We start from the raw sequence: 14,315 nt of genomic DNA, 5'->3' as shown, positions 1-14,315 counted from the left end.
CGTAATGTGCCGTCCCCGCCTCCGCAACCCGCCGTTGGCACGGTGCGGACAGCCTCTTCGGACGTGACCGCCGTCCCCCTTCCCCCGCTGCCGCAGGGACGACTCCCCCGTCGCGTCCCCGTCCGGCATGTGCTGTGTCTGCTTCCGCTCCTGCTCGTCACCGTCGTCGCCGTGCGGCACCGCGCCACGCTCGCCGAGGGCTTCGGCCAGCTGCGCACCGCCGAGTGGCCCTGGCTGCTCGCGGCGGCCGGCGCGACCTGTCTGACCTGGGTGGCCGCCTCCTTCACCCGGCAGGGCGCCGTGGTCGAGCGGCTGCCCCGGCGGCGGCTGCTGGCCACCCAGTTCGCGGCCGGCGCCGCCAACCATCTGCTGCCCACCGGGCTCGGCGCGAGCGCGGTGAACCTGCGCTTCATGACGGTGTGCGGGGTGCCGCTGGCCCGCTCCTCGGCGGCCCTCGCCCTGTACATGCTGGCCGAGTGCGTGGGCCGGCTCGTCCTGCTGGCGGTGCTGCTGGCCGCCTTCCCGGACGCGCTGAGCGTCGGCTCGCTGCTGCCCGGCGGCGCGCTGCTGCCGCTGCTGGCGGCCGTCGCCGCGCTCGCGCTGACCGCGGGGGTCGTGCTGGCCTGTGTGCGACGGCTGCGCACGGCCGCGCTCGGTTTCCTGCGCACGGCGCTGGGCGAGGCCCGCTCGGTGCACACCCGGCCGGCCCGCGCCCTGGCCCTGTGGGGCGGCTCGCTCGCCTTCCCGGCGCTGCAGGCGGCGGGGCTGGTCCTGGTCGGGCAGGCGCTGGACCTTCCGGTGTCGCCGGCGCACATCGCGGTGGCGTATCTGGCGGGGACCGTGGCGGTGGCCCTGGTTCCCACACCCGGCGGGCTCGGCTCGGTGGAGGCCGCGCTGGTGGTGGCGCTGGTCGCGGCGGGCGGCCCGGCGGCCGTGGCGACGGCGGTGGTGCTGGCCTACCGGATCCTCACCGTGTGGCTGCCGCTGCTGCCGGGCGCGCTGACCCTGGGGGCGCTGGTTCGCCTGAAGGTGATCTGAGGCCCGCGACCGGCGGGTACCGTGCGCACGTCGCGTCGCCGTATCGCGTCGCACGGAGTCGTACAGAGGGGAATCCCACCATGCCGGTCCGGGTCGAACGACGAGATCACGTCACGACCATCGTGCTGTCCCGTCCCGAGGTGCGCAACGCGGTGGACGGTCCGACGGCCGCCGAACTGGCCGCCGCCTTCCACGCGTTCGAGGCCGACGACGAGGCCCGGGTGGCCGTGCTGTGGGGCGAGGGCGGCACGTTCTGCTCGGGCGCGGACCTGAAGGCCATGGGCGGGGAGCGCGGCAACCGGGTCGCCGAGGACGGGGACGGGCCGATGGGCCCCACCCGGCTGCGGCTGTCCAAGCCGGTGATCGCCGCCGTCGCCGGGCACGCGGTGGCCGGGGGCCTGGAGCTGGCGCTGTGGTGCGATCTGCGGGTCGCCGAGGAGGACGCGGTGTTCGGCGTCTTCTGCCGCCGCTGGGGCGTGCCGCTGATCGACGGCGGCACGGTACGGCTGCCCCGGCTGATCGGCACCAGCCGGGCCCTGGACATGATCCTGACGGGCCGTCCGGTACCGGCCCGCGAGGCCTACGAGATGGGGCTGGCCAACCGCGTCGTGCCGGCCGGCACCGCGCGTGCCGCCGCCGAGGAACTGGCCGCCGGCCTGGCCCGCCTGCCGCAGGCCTGCCTGCGCTCCGACCGCGCCTCGGTGCTGGACCAGGAGGGTCTGGACGAGCAGGAGGCCCTGCGGGTGGAACTCGGCCACGGCATGGGCGTGCTGGCGGAGGCGAAGAAGGGCGCGGACCGCTTCGCGGCGGGCGCGGGCCGGCACGGGGCGTTCACGGACGACTGACCGGGCACGGGCGGCCTCCGGCGCGGGGCACCTGCCGGTCAGGCCGCCGTGTCGTAACCGCCGTCCACGCGGATCGCGGTGATGCCGCTGATGTACCGGCCGCCGCAGCGGTCCTGCGGCAGCAGCTGCGGCCCGGCCCGGTCGAGCGGGGCCCCGTCCACCGCGACCGCGAGCAGCACGGGGGCGCGTCCGAAGTGCATTCAGGGAAACGCAGATGCGAGCCAAAGTGGACTAGCAGCCATGCTCATGCGATCCGACGTCCATGAACACCTGGTATCTATGCCCCTTCGCCCGCCGTCAGCCAGTCCCGCACCGCTCGGGCCGCCTGCGCGCCCGCACGGGCCGCCGTCGTCGCGCTCCGGCCCGGATGTGTCAGGCCGCCGGCCGCGAAGACGCCGGGGCGGGATGTGTGCCAGGAGGTGTCGACGGCGGGGGCGCGGGTGCCGGCGGCGAGGGTGAGGGCGCCGCGCCGGGCCAGTTCGTGCTCGGGTGTGAAGTCGCCGGTGAAGACGACCGTGTCGCAGGCCAGGACGGTCGTACGGCCGTCGCGGCGGCGGACGCGGACGCCGGACAGGCGGCCGTGGCCGAGGAGCTCGGTGACCGAGGTGTCCGTCAGCAGCGGGACGCCGTGCCACAGGCGGGCGTGCGCGGCGCGCGCCGGGGCCGTGCGGGGGCGCGGGTCCTCGGTGACCATGGCGGCCACCCGCACGCCCGCCGCCCGCAGAGTGGTGGCCGCCGCGTACGACACGTCCTGCGCGCCGACGACCACCGCCCGGGCGCCGATGTGCTGCCCGTACAGATGGACGGCCTGCTGGAGTTCGCCGGTGGTGTACACCCCGGCGGGCCGGGTGCCCGGCACCAGGCGGGCGGTGCGCGGGCGTTCGCGGGCGCCCGTGGCCAGCAGGACCGCGCGGGCGGTGATCGTCTCGGGTCCGCCGGGGCTCACCGCGGTCAGGGTGAGCGGGCCGGCCCAGTCCAGGACGGTCACGCCGGTGCGTACGGCGGCTCCCGCCCGCCGGGCCGTGTCCGTGAGGCGTCGGGCGTACCGCGGGCCGGTGAGCGGGCGCGGCCAGGTGCCGAAGCCGCCGTGGGCGCAGTGCCGGGGCACTCCCCCGGCCCGCTGTTCCCGCTCCAGCACCTCCACCCGGCCCGCCCCGGCCGCCGCGAGCCGGGCGGCGGCCGTGAGCCCGGCGGGACCGGCGCCGACGACGAGGACGTCGACCGCGCGGTTCACCGACCGGCTCCCTCGAACAGCGCGCGGACCGCCGCGCCGCAGTGGAAGCCCTGGCAGCGGCCGGCCCTGGCCCGGGTCCTGCGGCGCAGCCCCTCCAGGCTGCGCGGCGGGACGGTGCCGCCGAGGGCGTCGCGGATCTCCCCGCGCGTCACCCGCTCGCAGTGGCAGACGAGGGTGCCGTACTCGGGGTCGGCGGCGATCAGGTCGGGTCGCTGGTAGGGGCGCGGGAAGGCCTCCCCGAGGTTGGGCATGCGCACCGGCTCCAGGTCCCGCGCGGCGCCGGGTTTCAGGCCGGCCTCGGTCAGGAGGTCGACGACGTGCGCGGCGATGGCGAGGGAGGCGGTCAGTCCGGTGGAGCGGATGCCGCCGACGGTGACGTACGCCTGCTCGGGGTGCGCGGTGATGCGGTAGTCGTCGTGCTCGGTGGCGGCGCGCAGGCCCGCGTAGACCGCGGTGGTCTCCTCCCGCAGCAGTGCGGGCAGGATGCGGTGGCCCTTGGCCCGCAGGCCCTGAAGGCCCTCGGCGGTGGAGTGGGTGGCCGTCCGGTCGTCCAGGTCCTCGGCGGTGGGGCCGAGCAGGACGTTGCCGTGGACGGTGGGGGCGACGAGGACGCCCTTGCCGGCGGCGGTGGGGACCGGCAGCAGAATGTGGCGCACGAGGTCGCGGGCGAACTTGTCGAACACGATCAGCTGGCCGCGGCGCGGGGTGACCGTGAAGTCGTGGTGGCCGAGGGCGGCGTCGAGGGTGTCGGCGTGCAGGCCGGCCGCGTTGACCAGCCAGCGGGCGCGCACCGGGCCGCGGGTGGTGTCCAGCAGGTGGGTGTCCTCGTGCCTGCGGGCGCGGGTGACACGGCAGTTGAGGTGCAGGTGCACGCCGTGCCGGACCGCCTGGGTGGCGTAGGCGAGGGGCGTGGTCCAGGGGCAGACGATGCTCTCGTCGGGCACGTGCAGGGCGCCGAGGGCGCCGGGTCCGAGGTGGGGTTCGCGGGCGTACAGCTCCGCCGGGCCGAGCGGTCGCACGGCGTGGTACGCGTTGCGCTCGGCCTTCTCGGCGAGGCGGGGCAGGGCGGCGAGCTGCTCCTCGTCCCAGGCGACGAGGAGGGCGCCGGTCCGCTCGACGGGGATGCCGGACTCGGCGGCGTAGGCGGTGAGCCGGCGGGCGCCGTCGCGCACCAGGGCGGCCTCCAGCGAGCCGGGCACGGCGTCGAAACCGGTGTGCAGAATCGCCGTGTTGGCCTTGGAGGTGCCCTGGCCGACGTCGTCCTGCGCCTCGATCAGGGCCAGGCGCAGCCCCCGGTGACGGGCGAGCGCGCGGGCGACGGCGCAGCCGACGACGCCGGCGCCGACGATCGCCACGTCGTACGGCCGCTCGGGCAGCGCACCGGCGGCGGTGACGGTCACGGGGGTGTCCTGCGGGGCGGACTCCAGGTGCCGCGGCATCCCCTCCCGCGGCGCGCTCACCCCGGCTCCCCGTCGAGCAGCCGGGTCACGGCCTGCCGGAAGGCCGCCCGGCGTGCGGCGGCCTCGTCGGGTGTGATGCGGGGCTCGTACACGGCGGACGGCTTGGTGTCCGGCAGCACGTCGGCCGGGGTCAGCGCGGGGTCGGCGCCCAGCCGGGCCAGGGCGGCGGCGCCGAGGGCGGTGGCGTCCGGCAACTCCGAGACCTCCACGGGGCGTTGCAGCAGATCGGCCTGGGTCTGCATGAGCAGCGCCGAGCGGGTCAGGCCCCCGTCGACGCGCAGCACGTCCAGGGGGGCGCCGAGGTCGGCGGCGACGGCGTCGGCGAGTTCGGCGACCTGGGCGGCCAGCCCCTCGCACAGGGCGCGCACCAGATGTCCGGGGGCGGTGTCGAGGCCGAGTCCGGTGAGGGAGCCGCGCAGGTCGCCGCGCCACCAGGGGGCGGCGAGTCCGGCCAGCGCGGGCACGAACGTGACGCCGCCGCTGTCGGGTACGGCGGCGCCCACCCGGTCCAGGTCGGCGGGTCCGGTGATGACGCCGAGGCCGGTGAGCCAGCCCACGGCGGAGGCGGCCGTGTAGACCTGGCCGTCCAGGCAGTGGCTGGTGCGGCCGGCCAGCCGCCAGGCCACACAGCTGACCAGGCCGGTGGTCGAGCGCCGGGGTGTGCCGCCGGTGGGGGCGAGCAGGAAGGCGCCGGTGCCGTAGGTGCACTTGGCGCCGCCCGGGGTGGTGATGCGGTGGGCGAGCAGGGCGGCCTGCTGGTCCACGATCAGGCCGGTCACCGGGATCTCGCGGCCGAACGCGGTGGTGCCGCCGACGGGGAGCGCGTTGTCGACGACCGCCGGGAGGCGTTCGCCGGCGAGCCCGTACAGGTCCAGTGCGCGGCGGGACCAGGCGGTGCGGTCCAGGTCGAGGAGCTGGGTGCGGCCGGCGGTGGCGGCGTCGGTGACGTAGGCACCGGTCAGGCGGTTGACGAGGTAGGCGTCGGAGGTGGTGACGACTCCCTCGCGGGTCAGGTGGCGGCGGATCCAGGCCATTTTGGGCGCGGCGAAGTACGCGTCCAGCGGCAGGCCGGTGAGGCGGAGCAACTCGTCGCCGTGTGCGGCGAGTTCGGCGCACACGGTGTCGGCGCGGCGGTCCTGCCAGACCAGTGCGTCGGTCAGCGGGCGCGAGGTGTCCGGGTCCCAGGCGAGCACGGTCTCGCCCTGGTTGGCCAGGCCCAGCGCGACGACGTCCTCGCCGGCCTCGGCCAGCGCCTGACGGCCCGCGTCGAGCACCGAGTCGTACAGTTCGCGGGGGTCGGCCTCGACCCGCCCGCCGGGCAGGTGCCGGGGGTGCACCGCGGCGAACCCGGAGCCGATGACGCCGCGTTCGGGGCAGACCACCAGGGCCTTGGTGCCGGACGTGCCCTGGTCGACGGCGAGCACCGCAGATGTCATGCCACCCCTTGACGTCGATCACTGCCCGCGCCAGCCTGCCGCCGCCGCGCGCACCGCGTCAAGCAGCGATCGAGACCATGAGGGGCGGCGGCAAAGCGTCGGGGAGGCAAGGAAGTTCGTCAGGTTCCGCGAACGACGGCGAGAAGCGGAACTCGCGCCCCTATAGTGGCCGCCGACCGCTACCGATCTTCTCAACGTCCGCCCGGGGGAGGACTGTTGGCTTTCCATGCCGTCGTGGTCCGCGCGACCCCGGCCGCCCCGCGACCGGGGGCGGCCGGCTGATGGCCAGAGAGGGAACCCGGCCCGTCTTCGACCCGGCCGGCCACGACGGCGCGCTGCGCGAGGCCCTGCAGGAGGTGCGCGCGGGCCGCTGGATGTCGATGCGCACACTGCTGGAACAGCCGATGCCGTGGTGGCAGTGGACGCGGCGCACCCAGGTGCTGGCGGCGGCGGCCGCGGGCACCGACGTGGTGCGGGCCTGGCGTGCCGAGGACCCGGCCGGGGTCGCGGCCACCGTGATGCAGGCCCGGGTGGCCGTCGAGCGGGCGCTGCGGGCCGAGCGCGCGGGACACCGCCGTACGCACGAACTGTGGATCGAGGCCTGGGACGCCGCCCGCACCGCCGCCGGGGCCGCACCGCAGGACCCGGTGCCGTGGGTGTGCCTGCTGGCGCTGGCCCGGCTGGACAAGAAGCAGCAGTGGAAGGAGCACCGCGAGCCGCCGCCGGAGCCGATGCTGCCCGCCGGCCCGTGGGGTCTGCTCGCCGAGGCGGACCGGCGCGACCCGTTCAACCGTGAGGCCCACCACCGCATGCTGCAGTTCCTGTTCGCGCGTGCCTCCTCACCGCGCCTGCCGGAGGCGACCGGGTACGCGCACCGGGCCACGCAGACCGCGCCGCCCGGCTCGGCGCTGCATCTGCTGCCGCTGTACGTGCGGGTGGAGCGCTACCGGAACGACGGCGGGCAGGGCGCGGCGCTGGATCTGCACTGGGTGGCGGAGGACGCGGTGCGCGAGGCGGAGGGGGCGCTGGAGTCCTGGTTCGCGCGGACCGGGCCCGCCGAGCGCTCCCCGCTGGACCTCAACCACCTGGCGCACGCCCTGTGGGGCGCGCTGCTGTTCCCGCAGGCGGCGCAGGTGTTCGACGCGCTCGGCCCGTACGTCACGCCCGCCCCCTGGCAGTACCGCACCGCCGGCCGGGAGCAGGCCGTGGACCTCTTCCGGCAGGCCCGCGCCCGCTGCCGCGCCGCCGCGCCCACCCCCGACTGACCCGACCCCCCGGAGGCCTTCACATGTCCACCCTCGACCCGGCCGACTCCCGCGACGAGGAGAAGCGGCTGCGCGAGCTCGGCTACCGGCCCGTCCTGGCCCGCCGCATGGGCGGTTTCGGCAACTTCGCGATCAGCTTCTCGGTGATCTCGATCCTGTCCGGCTGCATGACGCTGTACGGCTTCGGCATGGGCGCGGGCGGCCCGGCCGTGATGCTGTGGGGCTGGGCGGGCGTCGGCCTGTTCGTGCTGTGCGTGGGGCTGGCGCTGGCCGAGGTCACCAGCGCGTACCCGACGTCCGGTGCCCTGTACTACATGGCCGACCGGCTCGGCGGGCGCCGCTGGGGCTGGTACACCGGCTGGCTGAACCTGCTCGGCCTGCTCGGCGCGATCGCCGGCATCGACTACGGCGCCGCCCTGTTCACCGGGGCCTTCGCGAACCTGCAGTGGGGGTTCACGCCGACGCCGGGGAAGACCATGCTGATCTTCTGCGCGATCCTGCTGCTGCACGCGGTGCTGAACCTGTTCGGGGTGCGCCTGGTCAGCGTGCTGAACTCGATCAGCGTGTGGTGGCACCTGGCCGGTGTGGCGCTGATCGTGGGCGCGCTGGCGATCGTGCCGGACCACCACCGGTCGCCGTCGTTCGTGTTCACCACGTTCGTCAACGACACCGGCTGGGACAACCCGGTGTACGTCGCCGCGATCGGCCTGCTGCTCGCGCAGTACACGTTCTCCGGCTACGACGCCTCCGCCCATCTGTCCGAGGAGACCAAGCAGGCGTCCACCGCCGCCGCCCGCGGCATCGTGCGCGCCATCTGGGCGTCGTGGCTGGCCGGTTTCGTCCTGCTGGCGGGGCTGACCTTCGCCATCCAGGACTACGACGCCACCCGGACCAGCGCCACCGGGGTGCCGCCCGCGCAGATCCTGCTGGACGGGCTCGGCACGGACGGCGCGAGCGCGCTGCTGCTCGTCGTCATCGTCGCGCAGCTGTTCTGCGGCAACGCCGAGGTCGCCGCGGCCAGCCGGATGGTGTTCGCCTTCTCCCGGGACCGCGCCCTGCCCGGTTCGGCGCTGTGGCGCCGGGTCAGCGCCCGCACCCAGACACCGGTGGCGGCGGTCTGGCTGTCGGTCACGGTGGCGTGCGTGCTCGCCCTGCCGTCGCTGTACTCGGCGACCGCCTACGGCGCGGTCACCGCCATCAACGTCATCGGCATCACCCCCGCCTACGCCATCCCGGTGCTGCTGCGCCTGCGCGCCGGGGACCGCTTCCAGCGCGGGCCGTGGCACCTGGGCCGGTGGAGCAAGCCGATCGGCTGGATCGCGGTGGTGTGGGTGGCGCTGGTGACGGTGCTGTTCTGCCTGCCGCAGTCCCGGCCGGTGACGGCCGACACGATGAACTACGCCGCCGTCGCCCTCGCCGTCGTCCTGCTGCTCGCCACGGTGTGGTGGTTCATGGCCCGCCGCTCGTACGCCACCCCGGCCACCGCCGCCTACGGCGACGAGCGCGAGCAGGCGGAACTCGCGGAGGGCATCGTCTGACCGGCCTCGCGCTCTGCCGCCGGTCTCGCGGCCCAGGCCGTCGGCAGCATCGCACCGCGGCCCGGCGGCCCGCCCGGCGCGCACACGTCCCGCGGGCCGCCGCCCCTGGCCGCGGCAGGGGCCGGCCTGACCGGCACCCCCGCCGACCGGCGCGGCCGGACCGGGCGAGCCGGGCCGCGCGGGACGCCGCCGCCGCACTGCGGACCACCCGCCCGGTTTCGAACTGCTGTGCCGGATGCGGCAGGATGAGCGCTCGCGCCGCGCCCTGACGGCCCGTCGGCCGGGCGCGGCGCGCATCCCTGGCACTAAACAGTTCGAGCAGGTGACCTCGTGACGAGACTTCACATACCGCCGTCGGCCGGGCAGGCCCCACGACGTCCGCACGGAGGCGGCCGGTGAACCGCGCGCTGACCCTGGACGACCTGGTGCTGGCCGGTATCGCCCTCGCGGCGGGCCTGCTGGTGGCCTTCTTCTCCCGCACCCTGCTGCGCTGGCTCGCGAAGCACGCCAAGCGGACCCGGTGGAGCGGCGACGACGTCATCGTGGACGCCCTGCGCACGGTGGTGCCGTGGGCGGCCATCGCCGGCGGAGCCGCCTCGGCGGCGGCCGTGCTGCCGCTGACCCGGACGGTGCAGCGGACCGTCAACCAGTCGCTGACGGTGTGGCTGATCTTCGTCGTGACGCTGTCTGCGGCCCGGGTGATCGGTGGCCTGGTGAGCGCGGTGACGCAGTCGCGCTCCGGCGTCGCCGGGTCCGCGACGATCTTCGTGAACATCACCCGGGTGCTGGTCCTCGCGATCGGCTTCCTGGTGGTGCTGCAGACGCTGGGCATCTCCATCGCGCCGCTGCTCACCGCCCTGGGCGTGGGCGGTCTGGCGGTCGCCCTGGCGCTGCAGGACACGCTCGCCAACCTGTTCGCCGGCATCCACATCCTCGCCTCCAAGACCGTGCAGGTCGGCGACTACATCCGGCTCAGCAGCGGGGAGGAGGGATACGTCGAGGACATCAACTGGCGGCAGACGACCGTGCGCGCGCTGTCCAACAACCTCGTCGTCGTCCCGAACGGCCAGCTGGCCAAGACCAACATGACCAACTTCTCCCGGCCCGAGCAGGACCTGACGATCCTGGTGCAGGTCGGTGTGGCGTACGACAGCGACCTGGACCAGGTGGAGCGGGTCACCAACGAGGTGATCGCCGAGGTGATGACCTCGATCACCGGGGCGCTGCCGGACCACGAGCCGACGATCCGCTTCCACACCTTCGGCGACACCCGGATCGGCTTCACGGTGATCCTGGGCGTCGGCGAGTTCAGCGACCAGTACCGGATCAAGCACGAGTTCATCAAGCGCCTGCACAAGCGCTACCGCGCCGAGGGCATCGTCATCCCGGCCCCGGCACGCACGGTGACCCTCCAGCAGGGGTCGGCGACGATCCCGCAGCAGCGGAGCAGGGAGGACATGGTGGCGGGGCCCTCCCAGGCCGGATGAACCCGGCCGGGACCCGCCACGAGGCGGCGGCGGCACGGGCGTTGGCCGTATCGTTGGCTCGCGTTCCGTGGCAGACGCGGGCGCGGGACGTCCCTGCCCGCGCCGGGCGCCGACAGGGTGGGAGGGCTGGGCGTGAGCGGTGGCGGACGCGCCGTCCTGGCGGCGACGGGGCTGGTGATCGCGGTGTTCGCCGGTGCGCTGTCGTTCCTGAGCTGGGAGCGCGCGAACCAGGTGGCGGGGGTGGCCTCCGCGCTGTTCGGGGTGGCCGCGCTCGGGCTGAGCGTCCACACCCTGCTGGCACCGGCCCGCGGTGCCGCCGCCGTGCGGGTGTCGGGCACGGGGAAGGCCACGGCCAACGGCGGCGGGGACGCCAACACGGGTTTCGTCTCCGCCACGCCCGGCGCCGCACCCGGTGAGGTGTCCGTCGACGGCACCGGTGACGCACAGGCGGACGGCGGCAGCGCCAACACCGGTTTCCGGCAGGACTGACGGCACACGCGATGACGTCCCGCGGCAGAACCTCGGTGAGCGATTCGGGCGAGGCCTCGGCGCGGGGAGCCGGGGCCTTCGCCAACACCGGGGTGATGATCAACAGCCCCGTGCGGGTGGCCCCGCCGCGCCCGGCCGTGTCGGGCTACCTGCTGCAGGTCGAGGCCCTGTCCACCGCCGGCTTCCAGGGCCGCGCACGCGAACTCGCCCAGCTGTCGGCCTTCTGCCGCGACGACACCCCGAACGACCGTCCCGGCGACAGCTACTGGCGCTGGGTGGCACCCGCCTGGGCGGGAAAGTCCGCCCTGCTGGCCAGGTTCGTCCTCGATCCGCCGCCCGGCGTCGACATCATCTCGTTCTTCATCACCTCCCGCCTGGCCCGGCAGAACGACGCGGCGGCGTTCTGCGAGGTCGTCCAGCGTCAGCTGTACGCCCTGCTGGGCGAGGAGGAACCGCTGAGCACGCCCGCCACACGCGACGAACAGACGCTGCTCGCGATGAACCGGGCGGCTCAGTGGTGCGCCGAGCGCGGCCGGCGTCTCGTGCTCGTGGTGGACGGGCTGGACGAGGACCGAGGGGTGACCGCCGGACCGGACTGCCACAGCATCGCCGCGCTGCTGCCCCGCGTACCGCCGCACGGCATGCGCGTCATCGTCGCCGGCCGCCCGCATCCGCCGGTGCCGGGGGACGTGCCGCCGGGGCATCCCCTCAGAACGACGCAGATCGATCACGAGCTGGAGCCGTCGCCCCATGCCGAGGCCGTGCGGTGGGACGCGGAGCGGGATCTGCTGCGGCTGCGCGAGGGCGGCGGGCTGGGCTGGGACCTGGTCGGCCTGACCGTGGCGGCCGAAGGCGGCCTGAGCGCGCGTGACTTCGCCGAGCTGACGGAGACCTCGCAGCGGCTAGTGGAGCGAGAGCTGTGCGCGGTGGACGGGCGCAGCTTCCTCCGGCGCTCCGCGCACTGGACCCCCGTCGGCCCCGACGTCTGGCTGCTGGCCCACGAGGAGATCCAGCAGAGCGCGGCGGAACTCCTCACCGGGAAGGAGCTGTCGGCCCACCGCGCGCGCCTGCACTCATGGGCGGACGGCTACCGGAGCGCTCGGTGGCCCGACACAACGCCCGAATACCTCCTGCGCGGCTACGGCCAGCTCCTGCGCGAGCAGGGGGACACGCCGAGGCTGGTGGCGCTGGCCTGTGACGCCCGCCGCCACGAGCGGCTGTGGCAGGTGTCCGGCGCGGACCTGGAGGCGCTGAGCGAGGTGGCGGTGTCCTTCGACCAGATCCTCGCGGACGGACGGCGAGCCGGCGACCAGGACGTGGCCGTCGCCCTGCGGCTCGCCGCCGCGCGGGACGCCCTGCACGACCGGACGGCCAACCTTCCCGCCGCCCTGATCGGTCTGTGGTCCCGCCTCGGGCACACCGGACGAGCCCTCGGTCTGGCGAAGTCACAGCGCGAGTCGTACGACAGGGTGGCTGCCCTGGCCGACGTGGCCGGCTCCCTCGCCGCCACCGGGCAGGCGGACGAGGCGGCCGCCCTGCTCGACGAGGTGGACGGGGAGGAGGACCGGTGCCGCCTGGCCGAAGCGATCGTCAAAGGGCTGGCGGACAGCGGGCGGCACGCCGCCGCCCTGCGGCTGGCCCGGGACATCGACGACGCCGAACGCAGGGCGCAGGCACTCGTCGCCGTCGTCGAGGCCGTGGCCCGGGCCGCGAGCCGCGACGGGGCGGCCGACGACGACGGCGCGGCGCCGGGTACAGACGACAGCGCGACGCGGGGTACGGGCGACGGCCTGGCGCCCGGTGCCGACGACGGCGCGGCGCCGGGTACAGACGACAGCGCGACGTTGGGTGCCGATGCCGCCGCGGCCGCCCTCGAAGCGGTCGACGCGACGGTGACGGGGACCGGTGTGCTCACCGAGAGCGCCCTGTGCGCCGCCCTGGCCGCGTCGCTGTCCCTGCTCGGCGACGGGCGGCAGGCCCTGCGGCTGGCGGACCGGGCGTGCCGCTGCGAGGAGAGTGAAGGCGCGTTCCGGCGTCCGCAGGTGCTCGCCCTGGCCGCCCGGAGAATGTCCGCGGCGCCCGCACTCGCCGCCCTGGCCGCCCGGTGCGCGGCGACGGCGGCGGAGCTGACGGCGGCCATGGCCGATCCCGACGACGTGGAGTGGCTCTTTCCCCAGGTCGCCGCGGGTCTTGGGGCCACAGGACAGCACGAGCGGGCGCTGGACCTGGTCGAGTCGTTCCTCGCCGATCCCGAGGACGGCCTGGTCGAGATCGGCGTCGTGGCCGCGGAGTCCGGTGACGTCGGCAGGGCACTGGCGCTGGCCGAGGACCTCACCGAGCCGATCTACCGGGCGAAGGTCCTCAACGCCGTCGGCAAGGAGCTGGCCGCGTCCGGCGACCCGGTGCGCACCATGCGGGTGGCCGATCGTGCCCTGGACGTCGTCGGTGACGTGCTCTATCCGCACTGGCAGGTGCAGCTGCTGGTCGACACGGCGGACTTCCTGTACCGGGCGGGTCATCGCGAGCGGGCCGATGCCGTGCTGGTGCGGGCCACGCACCTGGCCCGGTACGGACTGGCCCCCTGGCAGTGGGTGAACACGCTCGTCGAGGTCGCGGCCGCCCTGGGCCGGTCCGGGCAGCGGGATCGGGCCCGCCGTGTCGTCCGCCGCGCGGAGGAGACCATCGCCGCGCTGCCCGACGACAGCTACGGGCGCCTGATGAATCTCACGAAGTTGGCCAGGGTGCTGCACCACACGGGGCGTCGCGCGGAGGCGGATGACCTTTTCCGCCTCCTGCTCGACGAGATCCGGACGCGCCTGGGCCGGGCGGAACGCGCCGACGCGCTGCAACGCGTGGCCGAGGCCTTCGCCGGCACGGGGAACCCGGGCGGGGCCGCGGAACTGGCCCGGGAGATCCGGGACCTGTCCCTCACCGCGGACAGTCCCTCCCGGCGCCGCTGGGACACCTACGCCGCCGCGACGGCGTTCCTCGCGGCCGGCGAGGTGGACGAAGCCCTCGCGCTCAAGGGGGACCTGCCGCGGGAGGTGGTCCCCGAGTTCCTGAGCGGCGTCGTGGAGAAGCTGGTGGAGCTGGGTGACCTGGACCGGGCCGCGCTGTTCACCGAGGAGACCGCCGACACGGCGATGGGCGAGCGCAGCCTCGGCTTCCTCGCGGCGGGAACGGCCGCCGGCGGTGACATCGCGCGTGGCCTGGCGCTGCTCGACGAGATCCACCGCCCCGTCCTGCGGGAGCGTGCCATGCCGGCGCTCGCGAAGGCCCTGGTCCGGGCGGACGCGCCGGAGCAGGCACGGGACCTGGCCGACGCGATCACCGCGCCGGAACACCGCGGCAAGGCGCTCGCGGTGATCGCCCGGTCGCTGGGGCCGTCGCCGCGGGGGCGCCTGCTGCTGGTCGAGGCGCTGTCCCTGGGCCCCTGGAGCCAGCTGATCGGTGAGATCGCCGACGTCGTACCGGAACAGCTGCCGCTCCTGGCGGACCTGGTGCTGGGCGAGAGCTAGGGTCG

10 protein-coding genes and 1 pseudogene are annotated in these 14,315 nt (G+C 75.2%); 7 read left to right on the top strand and 4 right to left on the bottom strand.

Annotation, left to right across the window (positions count from 1 at the left end; translation table 11 throughout):
• Positions 1–63: 63 nt before the first annotated feature.
• Both C3489_RS19530 and C3489_RS19525 read left to right on the top strand, forming a co-directional pair.
• Positions 64–1,038 carry a lysylphosphatidylglycerol synthase transmembrane domain-containing protein gene (locus C3489_RS19530; RefSeq protein ID WP_258054859.1) on the top strand — a complete coding sequence of 325 codons (975 nt, stop codon included), beginning with the start codon at positions 64–66 and terminating at the stop codon, positions 1,036–1,038.
• Positions 1,039–1,118: 80 nt separating this feature from the next.
• Entirely contained in the window at positions 1,119–1,883 is a 765-nt protein-coding gene (locus C3489_RS19525; RefSeq protein ID WP_103783165.1) for a crotonase/enoyl-CoA hydratase family protein, read from the top strand.
• A gap of 38 nt (positions 1,884–1,921) precedes the next feature.
• Here C3489_RS19525 and C3489_RS38740 read toward each other — a convergent pair whose 3' ends face one another.
• From C3489_RS38740 to C3489_RS19510, 4 genes and pseudogenes are all read right to left on the bottom strand, one after another.
• Positions 1,922–2,083, bottom strand: a complete 162-nt coding sequence (locus C3489_RS38740; RefSeq protein ID WP_181139750.1) for a hypothetical protein — start codon at positions 2,081–2,083, stop codon at positions 1,922–1,924.
• 89 nt (positions 2,084–2,172) lie between these two features.
• Positions 2,173–3,117, bottom strand: a pseudogene (locus tag C3489_RS19520) (NAD(P)/FAD-dependent oxidoreductase); the annotation flags it as partial.
• Positions 3,114–4,517: an FAD-dependent oxidoreductase gene (locus C3489_RS19515; protein ID WP_103783202.1), complete on the bottom strand. Its 1,404-nt coding sequence runs from the start codon at positions 4,515–4,517 to the stop codon at positions 3,114–3,116. The pseudogene C3489_RS19520 and the gene C3489_RS19515, both read right to left, overlap by 4 nt.
• A gap of 56 nt (positions 4,518–4,573) precedes the next feature.
• On the bottom strand, positions 4,574–6,013 hold the full coding sequence (locus C3489_RS19510) for an FGGY family carbohydrate kinase (RefSeq protein ID WP_103783163.1): 1,440 nt from the start codon (positions 6,011–6,013) through the stop codon (positions 4,574–4,576).
• 281 nt (positions 6,014–6,294) lie between these two features.
• On the opposite strand from C3489_RS19510, the gene C3489_RS19505 reads away from it, so the two are divergent.
• The 5 genes from C3489_RS19505 to C3489_RS19485 all read left to right on the top strand — a co-directional run bounded on the left by C3489_RS19505 (position 6,295) and on the right by C3489_RS19485 (position 14,310).
• Positions 6,295–7,278, top strand: coding sequence for a hypothetical protein (locus tag C3489_RS19505; RefSeq protein WP_103783162.1), 984 nt, complete (start codon positions 6,295–6,297; stop codon positions 7,276–7,278).
• Positions 7,279–7,301: 23 nt separating this feature from the next.
• Entirely contained in the window at positions 7,302–8,816 is a 1,515-nt protein-coding gene (locus C3489_RS19500; RefSeq protein ID WP_103783161.1) for an amino acid permease, read from the top strand.
• Between the two features lie 395 nt (positions 8,817–9,211).
• Positions 9,212–10,303 carry a mechanosensitive ion channel family protein gene (locus C3489_RS19495; protein WP_103783160.1) on the top strand — a complete coding sequence of 364 codons (1,092 nt, stop codon included), beginning with the start codon at positions 9,212–9,214 and terminating at the stop codon, positions 10,301–10,303.
• A gap of 132 nt (positions 10,304–10,435) precedes the next feature.
• The gene (locus C3489_RS19490) at positions 10,436–10,792 is read left to right on the top strand and encodes a hypothetical protein (protein WP_103783159.1); all 357 of its coding nucleotides are present in this window, start codon (positions 10,436–10,438) and stop codon (positions 10,790–10,792) included.
• Positions 10,793–10,827: 35 nt separating this feature from the next.
• Positions 10,828–14,310, top strand: coding sequence for a hypothetical protein (locus C3489_RS19485; protein WP_258054858.1), 3,483 nt, complete (start codon positions 10,828–10,830; stop codon positions 14,308–14,310).
• The last annotated feature ends 5 nt before the right edge of the window (positions 14,311–14,315 follow it).

This window comes from Streptomyces sp. Ru71 (assembly GCF_002920535.1).
Classification (GTDB): Bacteria; Actinomycetota; Actinomycetes; order Streptomycetales; family Streptomycetaceae; genus Streptomyces.
The sequence above is the reverse complement of the archived record's forward strand: the minus strand, read 5'-3'. Positions and strand labels throughout refer to the sequence as shown.